12 protein-coding genes are annotated in these 13028 nt (G+C 72.1%); 9 read left to right on the top strand and 3 right to left on the bottom strand.

The window, feature by feature from the left end:
- The first annotated feature begins 40 nt into the window (after nt 1-40).
- From HUT19_RS36490 to HUT19_RS36470, 5 genes are all read left to right on the top strand, one after another.
- Entirely contained in the window at nt 41-712 is a 672-nt protein-coding gene (locus tag HUT19_RS36490) for a hypothetical protein (RefSeq protein WP_176184864.1), read from the top strand.
- Nucleotides 709-1788 (top strand): efflux RND transporter periplasmic adaptor subunit, encoded by a 1080-nt coding sequence (locus tag HUT19_RS36485; RefSeq protein WP_176184862.1) that lies wholly within the window; start codon nt 709-711, stop codon nt 1786-1788. The genes HUT19_RS36490 and HUT19_RS36485 overlap by 4 nt, the downstream gene beginning before the upstream one ends.
- Nucleotides 1785-2573 (top strand): ABC transporter ATP-binding protein, encoded by a 789-nt coding sequence (locus tag HUT19_RS36480; protein WP_254885978.1) that lies wholly within the window; start codon nt 1785-1787, stop codon nt 2571-2573. Before HUT19_RS36485 ends, HUT19_RS36480 begins: the two co-directional genes overlap by 4 nt.
- Nucleotides 2570-3799, top strand: a complete 1230-nt coding sequence (locus HUT19_RS36475) for an ABC transporter permease (RefSeq protein ID WP_176184860.1) — start codon at nt 2570-2572, stop codon at nt 3797-3799. The genes HUT19_RS36480 and HUT19_RS36475 overlap by 4 nt, the downstream gene beginning before the upstream one ends.
- A gap of 125 nt (nt 3800-3924) precedes the next feature.
- The gene (locus tag HUT19_RS36470) at nt 3925-4791 is read left to right on the top strand and encodes an SAM-dependent methyltransferase (RefSeq protein WP_176184858.1); all 867 of its coding nucleotides are present in this window, start codon (nt 3925-3927) and stop codon (nt 4789-4791) included.
- 64 nt (nt 4792-4855) lie between these two features.
- On the opposite strand, the gene HUT19_RS36465 is transcribed toward HUT19_RS36470, so the two are convergent.
- Nucleotides 4856-5554 (bottom strand): response regulator transcription factor, encoded by a 699-nt coding sequence (locus HUT19_RS36465; RefSeq protein WP_176184856.1) that lies wholly within the window; start codon nt 5552-5554, stop codon nt 4856-4858.
- A 13-nt stretch (nt 5555-5567) separates the two neighbouring features.
- A complete protein-coding gene (locus tag HUT19_RS36460) occupies nt 5568-6728 on the bottom strand; it encodes a sensor histidine kinase (protein WP_254885977.1) in 1161 nt (386 codons plus the stop codon).
- A 390-nt stretch (nt 6729-7118) separates the two neighbouring features.
- Between HUT19_RS36460 and HUT19_RS36455 the strand changes: the two genes are divergently transcribed.
- Both HUT19_RS36455 and HUT19_RS36450 read left to right on the top strand, forming a co-directional pair.
- Nucleotides 7119-7940 (top strand): class I SAM-dependent methyltransferase, encoded by an 822-nt coding sequence (locus HUT19_RS36455; RefSeq protein WP_176184852.1) that lies wholly within the window; start codon nt 7119-7121, stop codon nt 7938-7940.
- A gap of 75 nt (nt 7941-8015) precedes the next feature.
- Nucleotides 8016-8624 carry a GNAT family N-acetyltransferase gene (locus tag HUT19_RS36450; protein WP_176184850.1) on the top strand — a complete coding sequence of 203 codons (609 nt, stop codon included), beginning with the start codon at nt 8016-8018 and terminating at the stop codon, nt 8622-8624.
- Here the strand turns inward: HUT19_RS36450 and HUT19_RS36445 are convergent.
- Complete coding sequence (locus tag HUT19_RS36445; RefSeq protein WP_176184848.1) at nt 8617-10911, bottom strand: glycoside hydrolase family 3 N-terminal domain-containing protein; 2295 nt, start codon at nt 10909-10911, stop codon at nt 8617-8619. The two genes, HUT19_RS36450 and HUT19_RS36445, sit on opposite strands and share 8 nt — an antisense overlap.
- A gap of 182 nt (nt 10912-11093) precedes the next feature.
- On the opposite strand from HUT19_RS36445, the gene HUT19_RS36440 reads away from it, so the two are divergent.
- Both HUT19_RS36440 and HUT19_RS36435 read left to right on the top strand, forming a co-directional pair.
- On the top strand, nt 11094-11498 hold the full coding sequence (locus HUT19_RS36440) for a DUF6336 family protein (protein WP_254885976.1): 405 nt from the start codon (nt 11094-11096) through the stop codon (nt 11496-11498).
- A gap of 117 nt (nt 11499-11615) precedes the next feature.
- Nucleotides 11616-12971: a hypothetical protein gene (locus HUT19_RS36435; protein WP_254885975.1), complete on the top strand. Its 1356-nt coding sequence runs from the start codon at nt 11616-11618 to the stop codon at nt 12969-12971.
- Nucleotides 12972-13028 lie beyond the last annotated feature (57 nt).

The raw sequence follows: 13028 nt of genomic DNA, 5'->3' as shown, positions 1-13028 counted from the left end.
CATGCGCGGGCCATCATGTGGGCGCCGGAAGGTGTTCGGCATGACACACCACACCACCTCCCACACCACCTCCCGCGCCACTTTCCGGCGCACGCTGGCCGCCCTCGCCGCGCTCCCCGTGCTGGCCCTCGCGGTGGGCTGCGGCGGTGGCGGCGAATCCGCCACCAGGGATGAGGGGGTCGCCTCCGTCCCGGGCGAGGACACCGGCGGCTCCGGAGGCTCTTCGAAGGACGCCGGGGGCGGCACCGGCAAGAGCGGCACCGGCAAGGGCAAGAGCGCCTACTACGACGCCCAGATGGACTATGTGCGCTGTATGCGCGGCAAGGCCGGGGTCAAGGACTTCCCCGACCCCAAGCTCAGCGGCTATCTGGACTGGACGAAGATCGAGCGGCTCGACGACCCCACCGGCACGGGTGAGGTGACGAAGGGCGGCAAGGACGGTGTCTGCAACGCCGAGATGCAGAAGGCGATGCGGCTGGAGCCCGAGCGGGACGCGCAGAAGGAGTACGAGTCGATGCTCGCGCACGCCAAGTGCATGCGGGACGAGGGCGTGTCGGGGTTCCAGAACCCCACCATGTCCGCAGGCAACGCCGTGCCCGGCGGTGACCTGGACCCGGCCAACCCCCGTATCGACACCGATTCCCCGGTGTACAAGCAGGCCCGTGAGGCGTGCAAGGACAAGCTGCTCGACGGTCTGGACGGTATGCAGTGAGGCGCAGTACCGCATGGATCGCGGGTGGCGCCGTGGTGGCCGCCGCCACGACCGGGGCCGCGGCCCTGGTGCTCGGCGGCGGTGACGGGGCGGACGCCTCGTCCCGGGACGGTGACCGGCCGCCCTCCACGGCCGAGATCGTCCGCACCGACCTGGTCCAGAGCAAGACCGTCGACGGACAGCTCGACTACGCCCAGCGGCGCGAGGTGCCCTCGGCCGTCGACGGCACGGTGACCGTCGCGGCCGACGCGGGCCGCACCGTCACCCAGGGGCAGGCGCTGTACGAGCTGAACGACAAACCCGTCACCCTGCTGTACGGGCAGATACCGATGTTCCGCGACATGAAGCCCGGTGACCGCGGCTCCGATGTCCTGCAACTGGAACGGAACCTGTCCCAATTGGGGTTCGGCTCCGGGCTGTACGTCGATCCGCGTTACGACGCGGCGACCAAGGCGGCCGTCAAGAGCTGGCAGAAGTCGCTCAACCGCACCCCCACCGGGACGGTCGGCAAGGGCGAGGTGGTCTTCCAGCCCGGCCGGGTGAAGGTGGTCTCGGCGGACGCCCCGGCCGCGGAGCAGGTGGGCCCGGACAAACCGGTGCTCACCGTCGCCTCCACCAAGCCGGTGGTCCGGGCGCAGCTGGACCAGGAGGACGTGGCACTCACCTCCAAGGGCACCACGGTGAAGGTGACGCTGCCCAGCGGACGGACCGAACGGGGCACGGTCTCGGGCACCGTCCGCCCCGAGTCGTCCGATGACCACGCGTCGGGCGGGGCCGAGGACGGTATCACCGTGGAAGTGACCCTGGACGGCGGCCGTTCCGCCGTGTCCGGGGAGGACACCAAGGCGACCGTGAACGTGTCGTTCGTCAGCGAGAGCCGCAAGAACGTACTGGCCGTCCCGGTGGAGGCGGTGGTGGCGCTGCGCGGTGAGCACGGTGGCTACGGACTGGAGCTGGTACGCGGCGGCACCACCCGGATGGTGCGGGTCGAGACCGGGATGACGGCCGACGGGCAGATCGAGGTCAGCGGGGCGGGGCTGCGCGAGGGCATGACGGTGGGGGTGGCGGAGCAGTGATCGGCACCGCACCGCACCGCCCGGCGGCCGTGATCGAGCTGGTGGGGGCCACCAAGACCTATCCGGGCGAGGTCCATGCCCTGCGCGGAGTGGATCTGACGGTCGCCTCCGGTGAACTCCTGGCGATCGTCGGCCCGTCCGGCTCCGGCAAGTCGACCATGCTGAACATCATCGGCACCCTGGACCGGCCCACCACGGGCACGGTCCGGGTGGCCGGCCACGATGTGAACACGCTCTCCGACGCCCAGCTCTCCGCCCTGCGCGCCCGTCACATCGGCTTTGTCTTCCAGCACTTCCACCTCTCCCCCGGCCGGGACGCGGTGGACAACGTGGCGGACGGGCTGCTGTACGCGGGGGTGGGCGCGCGCGAGCGCAGGGCGCTGGCCCGCGCGGCGCTGGAACGGGTACGCCTCGGCCACCGGCTGGACCACCGGCCGCATGAGCTGTCCGGCGGTGAGAAGCAGCGGGTGGCCATCGCCCGGGCGCTGGTCGGTGAGCCCGAACTGCTGCTCGCGGACGAGCCGACCGGCGCTCTGGACTCGGCGTCGGGGCGGATCGTGATGGAGCTGCTGCGGGAGCTGAACGCGGGGGGTACCACGGTGTGTGTCATCACCCATGACCACGAGATCGCCGACGCGCTGCCGCGGCGGGTGCGCTTCCGTGACGGCGAGGTGGTCGACGACTCCATGGCAGCCGATTCCCCGACGCCCGGCTCCCCCGCGGCCGGTTCCACCACGGCCGACTCCCGGACGCCCGGTTCCCCGGCCCACGAGGTGAGGTCATGACCGACCGGAAGAGCGCGGCACGGACGAAGGGGGGCGGCCGCGGGCTGAAACCGTCCCGGCCGGCCGTCGGTGACATCCTCCGCGTGGGCGCTGTCGGACTGCGGGCCCGCCGGACCCGGGTGGTGCTGTCCGCCCTCGGTATCGCGATCGGCATCGCCACGATGGTCGCGGTGGTGGGTCTTTCCACCTCCAGCCGCGCCGCTCTGATGGCCCGGCTGGACCGGCTGGGCACCAATCTGCTCACCGCCGAGGCCGGGAAGGACGCCCTGGGGAACGATGTCACCCTGCCCAGGAACGCCGTCGCGATGGTCGAACGCATCGGCTCGGTGCGGCACGCCACGGCGACCGGTGAGGTGGACAGCCGGATCCGGCGCAGCGATGTGGTGCCGGAGGAGCGGATGGCCGGGGTCACCACCCAGGCCGCCCGGCCGGATCTGCTGGACGCGCTCGGCGCGGAGGTGGACCGGGGCGGCTGGCTGAACTCCGCCAACGAGCGGCTGCCGGTGACCGTGCTGGGGTCGATCGCGGCGAAGCGGCTCGGAGTGACCGCGCCCGGCGAGAAGATCATGGTCAATGACCGCTATCTGGTGGTCGTGGGCATTCTCCGACCGGTCGAACTGGTGCCCAACCTGGACCGGGTGGCGCTGGTCGGATTTCCGGCCGCCGAACGGTACTTCGGTTTCAACGGCCATCCCACCACCATCTTCGAGCGCTCCACGGACGCGTCGGTGGAGGATGTGGCCGCGGTGCTGGCCCGGAGCGTCAACCCTGGTCACGAGGGCACCGTCAAGGTCTCACGGCCCTCCGACGCCCTGGAGGCGAAGGCGACCACGGACGAGGGGCTGACGGCGCTGATGCTGGGGCTCGGGGCGGTGGCACTCCTGGTGGGCGGGGTGGGCGTGGCCAACACCATGGTCATCTCGGTGCTGGAACGCCGTCAGGAAATCGGTCTGCGGCGGGCGATCGGGGCCACGCGCGGCGCCATCCGGCTTCAGTTCCTGACCGAATCGCTACTGCTGTCGGCCCTCGGCGGGCTGGCGGGGGTGGTGCTGGGGTCGCTGGCGACCTGGGCGTTCGCCCTGGCCCAGGGGTGGACGACGGTCATCCCGCCCTGGGCGCTCGCCGGTGGGTTCGGCGCCACGCTGGGGATCGGCGTGCTCGCGGGGCTGTTTCCGGCCATTCGCGCCTCCCGCCTCCACCCCACCGTGGCGCTCAACGCCTCGTGAGCGCCGCGCAGTTATCGCCACGGTTGTCCCCACCCACGGGTGTGGGCGGGGACGGGGCGGCTTACGATCCTGGGGTGGGCCGCCGCGATACAACGATCGCGCCCTGGAGTGGAGGAGAACACGACGTGACCGGTCACGGGGTAGCATCCCAGACGGCGAGCGGGCCGGAGCCGCCCAACAGCCCCATCAACCAGGGTCGTCCGCACAGCGCCCGGATGTACGACTACTTCCTGGGCGGCAAGGACAACTACGTCGCGGACCGGCAGGCCGCGGCGAAGGTGCTCACCCTGTGGCCGGGCGTCATGATCGCCGCCCGCACCAACCGTGCCTTCATGCAGCGCGCGACCCGGTATCTGGCCGCCGAGTGCGGTATCCGGCAGTTCCTCGACATCGGCACCGGCATTCCCACCAGCCCCAATCTGCACGAGGTCGCCCAGTCGGTCGCGCCGGAGTCGCGGATCGTCTACGTCGACAACGACCCGATAGTGCTGGCCCATGCGCAGACCCTGCTCACCAGCCACCCCGAGGGCCGGACCGCCTATGTCGACGCGAATGTGGCCGACCCCGGGACCATCCTCGACTCCCCGGACCTCGCCGAGGTGCTGGACCTCTCCCAGCCGGTGGCGCTGAGCCTGTGCGCGCTGCTGCACTTCGTCCCGGACGAGTGGGAGCCGTACACGATCGTGCGGCGGCTGGTCGACGCGCTCGCGCCCGGTTCGTATCTCGTGCTGAGCCACATCACCCCGGACTTCGACCCTGTGGCGACCCAGCGGACCGTGGACGTTTACCACAGCGGCGGGATCAAGGGGAAGATCCGCAGCAGAGCGGAGGTGGAGGAGTTCTTCACCGGGCTGGAGCTGGTGGAGCCAGGGGTCGAGGTGCCCCACCGCTGGCGTACGGACCTGGCCACCGGCCCCCAGGTGGGCACCGGTGACGTCACCGACGAAGAGGTGTCCTTCTGGGCGGGAGTGGCCCGTAAGCCCGCTTCCTGACGGCCACGGCCCCGCCCCACCGTGTACGGCGGCACGGAGCCGCCGGACGGCGGGTGGGGCCACCTCAGGGCAGGAGCCGCTGCTCATTGGCCACGGCCACGGCTCCCGCCCGGGTCTCCACCCCCAACTTGCTGTAGATCCGCCCGAGATGGGTTTTGACAGTGGCCTCGCTGACGAACAGCGCACGGGCGATCTCCCGGTTGCCCAGCCCACGGGCGAGCTGCCGCAGGATGTCGCGTTCACGCTCGGAGAGGGTGGGACGCGGGTTGCGCATCCGGGCCATCACCCGATCGGCAACCGGCGGCGACAGCGCGGTACGGCCGGAGGCGGCGTCGCGGATCGCGGCGAACAACTCGTCCGGGCGCTCGGCCTTGAGCAGATAGCCGGTGGCGCCCGCTTCGATGGCACGGGCGATATCGGCGTCGGTGTCGAACATGGTGAGCACCAGGACACGGGGGGCTTCAGCACCGGAGTCGGCACCGGGGTCGGCATCGGGGTCGGCATCGGCGTCGGGCGGGGTGGTCAGCCGTCGGGTGGCCGTCACCCCGTCCATGCCGCCGCCGAGTTGCAGATCCATCAGCACCACATCGGGCCGGATCCGGGCGGCCACGGCGAGGGCCTCTTCACCGCTGCCCGCCTCACCGACCACCTCGATGCCGTCGGTACTGGCCAGCAGGGCGCGCAGCCCGGCCCGGACCACGGCGTGGTCATCGCACAGCAACAGCCGGACGGGCTCGGTGGGTTCGGTCGGACGTGGGCTCAACGACGGGCCTTTCTCAGGGGGCGAGGGGGACCGACGCCGACACGACGGTGCCCTCGCCCGGTGTGGATTCGACGGTGAGAGTGCCGCCCGACTGCCGTGCCCGGACCCGCATGGCGGGCAGACCGTGGCCCCGGCCCCCGTCGGGTCCCGCGCGGCGATCGGTGTCGAAGCCCCGGCCGTTGTCGGCGATGTCCAGGGAGATCTGGTCCTCCAGGCAGGTCAGGGTGAGTGCGGCGCGGGTGGCCCAGGCGTGTTCGCGCACATTGGCCAGGGCACCCTGGGCGATGCGCAGCAGTGCCGCCGCCACTCGTTCCGGCAGCGGGCCCGGGGTGCCGTCCAGCCGGAAGTCCACGGTGAGCCCTTCGCCCGACGCGCGCTCGGCGAGGGTGTGCAGCGCCTGGGCGAGGGTGCGCTCGGCGAGATCGGCCGGGGCCAGGTCATGGACGAACCGGCGGGCCTCGGTGAGGCTGCGGGACGCGATCCCGGCCGCCTCCCGCACATGGCGACGGGCGGTGTCCGGCTCCGTCGACCACATGCGGTCGGCCGCCTGCAACAGCATCCCCTGGCTGGACAGCCCCTGGGCGAGGGTGTCGTGGATCTCCGTCGACAGCCGCTGCCGCTCCGCCAGCACACCCGCCCGCCGCTCGGTGGCGGCCAGCTCGCGGCGGGTGCGGACCAGGTCGTCGATGAGGGCGCGCTGCCGGGCGGCCTGGCGTTGCAGATGGACCAGGACGGCGGTGGCGACCGCGGCGATGGCCAGGGGCGCCACCACCACATTGGGGTTGAAGGCGCCGTGGCCGCCGTGCCCGCCTCGCGCCACCCGCAGTTCGGAGGCCACGACCAGCACGGTGAGCCCGGCCGCAAGCGGCACCGCGGTGCGCGCGGGCAGCGTCTGCAACCCGGTGAAGAGCAGCGGCATCGCACACCAGGTGGCGCTCGGGGCGAGCACCAGCAGTCCGGCCCACACCGTGGACACCGCCCCCAGCCAGGCCAGATGGCGGGCGGCCGGCCGGGTGCCGGGCCGTGGCGCGGGGGCCAGCAGTCTGCCGAGGACATAGAGCACACCGAAGGCGGTGAACAGGGCCACCACCCAGGGCGTACGCGGCTCCCCCTGGTCGCGGCTCAGAAAGCGGCCCAGCGAGGAGCCCAGCAACAGGAGGAAAGCGGAGTCCATCACCGCCCTGAGCCACCGCCCGTCCGGATCGGCCGGTGCACCCGTCGGTGCGGAGCGGCCGGTCGCGGGTGGCCTCCCGAGCAGCGCCGTCACGGGCCGCACCCCTCGCTCCGGCGGACGGGACCACCCCGGCCGCCCGTATCGCGCGTCGCACCGCATCCAGCCTCCTCGTCCCGCCCGGCCACCGTCGGACATCGTCCGGACACCTCCGCAGCCAGTCCTAACGCGCCCGGCGCACCTCCCGCATCATCCGATCGGCTGATACCGGGGTCCACCGGGCCGCGTCCGCACCGTGGCCGGTCCGCCGACCCCGGACCATCACCGGGACACGGAGGCTGAGACCGAGGCCCGCAACACCACCACACCGCCATCACGGGAGGACCGCCGCCCATGCCCGCCAGGAACGTCACCGTCAACCGAGCGTCGCTCGGCCATCGCCTCACCTACGCGCTGCGCCACCCCGACCGGGTACCGCGCTATCTGACCCGTGCCGCCCGGGACGCCTGGCTGCGTCACCGCTGGCCGGACCACATCTCCTACTACCGCGCCGTGATGCGCTCCGACACCCGCGCGGACCCGGACGCAGCGGTGGGCAGTGCCAGCCGCGAGCGGTGGCTCGCCCTGGGCGCCATGCAGTTCGACTACCTCATCGGCCACGGGCTGCGCCCCGAACACCGGATGCTGGAGATCGGTTGCGGCAATCTGCGGGCGGGCTGGCGGTTCATCCGCCATCTGGAGCCCGGCCACTACTACGGCATCGACATCTCGCCCGACATCCTCGCCGCCGCGCAGGACACCCTGGTGCGGTCGGGGTTGCAGGACCGGCTGCCGCATCTGGTCCCGGTCCGCGATCTCACCCTGCGGTTCCTGCCCGAGGGCCGGTTCGATGTCATCCACGCGCACAGCGTGTTCTCGCACTCCCCGCTGCCGGTCATCGAGGAGTGCCTGGCCCATATCGGCCGGGTGATGGCGCCCGGCGGCTGGTTCGACTTCACCTTCGACCGCACCGAGGGCACCGAACACCAGGTGCTGCGCGAGGACTTCTACTACCGCACCGAGACGCTCGTCGCCCTCGCCGCGAAACACGGCCTGGAGGCGCGTTTCATGGAGGACTGGGAGGCGTTGCCGCACGGCCAGTCCAAGATCCGGGTCACCCATGGCCCGGCCACCGGGACGTCTTCGGAGTCCGGGGCCGGGGCCGGGACCACCTGACCGACCGCCCGGACGCGGAGCCGCCGCCCGCACCAGGGAGACTGGGCCCAGGCCCTCTACCTGTGAAGGAGCAAGGTGTTCGCGAAATCGCTGGGTGACGACGGTGCGGAGCTGCGCCCGCTGGAGCCGTGGAACGCCAAGGAGTACCTCGCCCACATCGACCGCTGCCGGGAGTACGTCGGTACGCATATCGCGCTGGGGGACCGCGCCACCGACCTGCCGTCGGCCACCGCCTTCCTCCAGATGTACGCGGACAAGGCGGCCACTGACAGTGGACGGCTGTACGGCATCTGGGTCGACGGGACGCTCATCGGCGGTGTCCTCTTCCGGTCCTTCGATACCCAGTCCGGGACCTGTGAGGTCGGCTGCTGGCTGGAGGAGGCGTTCGCCGGGCGCGGGCTGGTCACCCGGGCCGTCCGGGTGCTCATCGACTGGGCGGTCGAGGTGCGCGGAATCCATCGGGTGGAGTGGGTCGCCTCGTCCGCCAACACGGCGAGCATCAAGGTCGCCCAACGGCTCGGCATGGTGCGGGACGGAGTGCTGCGGGAGAGCCATCCGCACCGGGGAGTGCGCGTGGACAGGGAGGTCTGGTCGGTGCTGGCGCCGGAGTGGCGCGCAGCGCGGATGACCGGGTGCCGGGGCGAGGCGGCGGCGCCTCGCCCCGGCACCCCGGCCGCTAGGTGATGGTGAGGGTGCGTTCGCCCCCGGCCAGGGAGCTGTTGCCCGCGTAGAGCCGGATCTCGCCCTTCTCCACCGCGAAGTTGCCGTCCCGGTCATGGGTCCAGAAGCCCAGGTCCTCGGCGCTCAGCCGGAAGCGCACGGTGGTGGACTTCCCGGCGTCGAGGGTGACCCGGCGGAAACCGCACAGCCGGCGCACCGGCTGCACGATGCTCGCCACCGGATCCCGCAGATACAGCTGGACGACCTCGTCGCCCGTGCGCCGCCCGGTGTTGCGCACCGCCACCGCCACCTGGACGGTGTCGCCCTTGCATAGCGCGTCGGCGGCGATCCGGCGCACCGACAGCCTGGGTTCGCCGATGTCGAAGGTCGTGTAGCTCAGGCCGTGCCCGAAGGCGAACTGCGGGCCGTCGGGCAGGTCCAGATAGCGGGAGGTGTAGGGGTTGTGCGGGTCGTAGGGGCGGCCGGTGTTCTCGTGGTTGTAGTGGATCGGCACCTGGCCGACCGCGCGCGGGAAGGACACCGGCAGTTTGCCACCGGGGTTGACCTTTCCGAACAGCACGTCCGCGATGGCGTGTCCGCCCTCGATACCGGGGTGCCACGCCTCCAGGACGGCGGGCGCCGACTCCAGCCAGCCGCCGATCGTCAGCGGGCGCCCGTTGACCAGCACCACCACAAACGCCGCACCCGACTTGGCGATGGCCTCGATCAGCTCCTCCTGCTTTCCGGGCAGGCTGATGTCACTGCGCACCCTCGCCTCACCGCTCAGCTCGGCGCCTTCGCCGACGACCACGACCGTCACCTCGGCCGCCCTGGCCGCGGAGACCGCCTTCACGATGTTGTCGGTGTCCCTGCCCTGGGCGTCCACGCCGCGCACATGGGTCACCTTCGCCTTGGGGACGGCGGCTTTGATGGCATCGGCCACCGTGACCGGACGGGGCGTGACCGCCCAGGGCCCGGCCCAGGAGCCCTTCAGGTCCGGGGAGTCGCCGAACGGGCCGACCACCGCGATGGAGCGGGCCGATGTGCTCAGCGGAAGCGCCGACTTGTGGTTCCTGAGCAGCACCATGGACCGTGCGGCGGTTTCGCGCGCCGCCGACCGGGCGGCCGCGGTGGGTTCGGTGATGGCGGCGTCCTCGTCCACGTAGGGGCGGCGGAAGAGGCCGAGCCGGAACTTCAGCCGCAGGACGCGGGCCACCGCGTCGTCCAGCCGGGCCATGGTGATCCGGCCGTTCCTGAGCAGCCGTTTGCCGTACTGGACAAAGAGGGTGCTGGCCATCTCCATGTCCACCCCGGCGTTGAGGGCCATCCGGGCCGCGTCGGCGCCACCCGCCGCGTAACCGTGGACGGTCAGTTCCCGGATGGCGATGTAGTCGCTGACGACCACCCCGTCGAACTGCCACTGCTCTTTGAGGATATCGGTGAGCAGATGCCGGTTGGCGTGGGCCGGAATGCCACTGACGGTGTTGAAGGCGGCCATCACGGTGGCCACTTCGGCCTCCACGGCCGCCGCGAACGGCCCGAGGTACAGATTGCGCAGCCGCGCTTCGGACACGTCCACGCTGTTGTAGTCACGGCCGCCCTCGGCGCCCCCGTAGGCGGCCAGGTGTTTGGCGCAGGCGGCCACCCGGTCGTTGTCGGCCAGGTCGTCGCCCTGGTAGCCGCGGACCTTCGCCGCCCCCAACGCCGCCGTCAGATACGGGTCTTCGCCGTTGCCCTCGGCGATCCGTCCCCAGCGTGGCTCATGGGTGACGTCCAGCATCGGGGAGAACGCCCAGTTCACCCCGTTGGACCGGGCCTCCCGCGCGGACACCTCGGCGTCCCGCCCGGCCACCGCGGGATCGAAACTGGCCGCCTGAGCGAGCGGGATCGGAAAGGTGGTCCACAGACCGTGGATCACATCGAGCCCGAAGAGCAGCGGAACACCGAGGCGGGACTCCTCCACGGCGATCCGCTGCAACGCGTTGGTCTTCCTGGCCCCGTAGAGGTTGAGCACCGACCCGAGCCTGCCGCCGCGCGCCGCCCGCACCGCTTCGGCGTTCTGCCCGGCGCCGGGGCCGGTGTCGGCGCTCCAGGCCAGTTGCTGCAACTGCCCCAGCTTCTCGTCCACCGTCATCCGCCCGAGCAGCGCCTGCACCCGGGGCTCGTACGGACGGGGACGTTCCGGCGCCTGCCGCACACCGTCGGGAGGGCCGGGCGGGCTCTCGCGGCGACGGATGCGTCCGACGGCGCCACCCGCGGCGACGGTGCCCCCGAGCGCCCCGAGCACCGTACGTCTGCGCACACCATCCATGGTCTTCGCCTCGTGAAGAGCATTGAGTGGTTCTGCCGGACCTCCGTGCCGTCCGCGCCCGGTACGCGCTGAGCGCGCACCTTCTCCCCAGCGTAGACCGGCCTCGCCGGTGCGCCCCCGGCCGGTGGCCGTACCGGATCTCCGGCCGTGGCGGGGGAAACACGCTGGGATATCGTGCGCACATGACCGGGGAGGACGGGATACACCAGCCGCTGCTGCGGTTCCGGGACGTGGCGCTGCGGGGGATGCTCTACGGGCTTGCCGCGATACCCCTCGTCGGCGTGGGCTCGCTCGGGGTGAGCGACCACCACGCGCGGATGACGTTCCTGGCGGTCACGGCTGGTTTCGCCGTGATCGGCGGGGGTGTGTTCACGGTGACGGGGCTCGGGTTCTGGGCCGCCTGCGGTGGCGACATCCGGCGCTGCCGCGACTGGCGCACCATCACGGGCCAGACCGAGAGCGTCACGGTCGCGGCCCCGGTCCTGCTGCGGCTCGGCGTGCTGGCGCTCGTGCTCTTCCCCGGGGTGCTCGGCCTCTACCACCTGGTCGACAACGCCGACTACGACAGCTTGATCTACGGCAGCTGACGGTCGTCGGCGGCGGTCGGCGACGGTCGGCGGTGGCAATAACCGGTGTGCACACACACATACCGGCAAAACAGGAAAACACGTGCGATAGCGCATGTGAGTGGGTAAGAGTCCGGTGTGCCCAGCAAGACACGGCGACGGGCCACGCTGGCGCTGGCCGTCCTCGTTGCCCTGGTGGCGACGTTGTTCGCCGCCGGAGGCGCCCGTGCCGAAACGGACGTGGACAGGATCGCCCAGAAGCTGCGCAGCAGCCCCGTGTACGTCGATCCCGGCGCCTCCGACTCCCTGAGCACTGCACAGGCACATGCCCTCGCGGACCGTATCCGGGCCACGGATGTGCCCATCTACGTCGCCGTTCTGCCGGACGACCGCGCATACGGAGGGGAGCGCATCTTCCCGCGGCTGCGTGCGGCCGTCGACAGCCCCGGTGTCTACGCGGTGGCGCTCGGCTCCTCCTTCGGCGCCGCGTCCGACGCCTCGGTGCTGCCGGGCAGCACCTCCCAGGCGCTGGCGGAGCAGAACCTGCGCCGCCACCCCGATGACCTGCCGAAGGTCCTGGCCGGCTTCGTGGCGGACGTGGCCGCGGCCACCAGCGGACAGTCGGCCGACGGCGATCAGGGCGCCCCGGACTCCACCGGGTCCTCGACGGGCGGTGCCCTGGTGCTGCTGATCATCCTGGTGGTGCTGGCCGGAACCGCACTGTTCGCGATGGGGCGCACCCGCAAGCGCCGCCGCGAGCGCGAGCGGGCCGAGCTGGAGCAGGTGCGCGGCACGGTCCAGGAGGACATCACCGCGTACGGCGAGAAGCTGAGCGGGCTCGGCTTCACCCCGTCCGACCCCTCGTCCACCCCGGAGATGGTGGACGACTACGTCCGCGCCCTGGACGCGTACGAGGAGGCCAAGGCGAAGTCGGACACCGCCCGGCGCCCCGGGGACGTACGGGCGGTGACCGAGGCGCTGGAGGACGGCCGGTTCTCGCTGGCGGTGCTGGAGGCCCGCCGCGCGGGCACGCCCCTTCCCGAGCGACGGCCGCCGTGCTTCTTCGATCCGCGGCACGGGCCGTCGGTCGGGGATGTCACCTGGGCTCCGGCGGGCGGCGCCGAGCGGCCGGTGCCCGCGTGCGCCGCGGACGCCACACGCATCGAGGAGGGCCTCGACCCGGACACCCGTACCGTTGCCGTCGGGGCCGGCGGCCGCCGCCCGTACTGGGAGGCGGGCCCGGCCTACGCCCCCTGGGCGGGGGGGTACTTCGGCGGTTACGGAGCGGCGCTGCTGCCCGCCCTGCTGGTCGGGACGATGCTGGGCGGCTCGCTGAGCCCCGGCTACGACGAGGCCGGCGCGTTCGGGGACGGCGGGGACTACGGCGGCTTCGGGGACGGCGGGGACCACGGCGACGGGGGCGGCTTCGACGGCGGCTTCGGCGGTGGCGACTTCGGGGGCGGTTTCGGCGGAGGCTTCGGCGACGGCGGCTAGCCGTGTCCGTCGGGGACGTGCTCCGGCCGCCCGTGCTCGCTCTCGCGCACCCATCGT

Source organism: Streptomyces sp. NA02950, from assembly GCF_013364155.1.
Taxonomy (GTDB): Bacteria; Actinomycetota; Actinomycetes; order Streptomycetales; family Streptomycetaceae; genus Streptomyces.
This window is presented reverse-complemented; position numbering and strand designations above follow the sequence as displayed.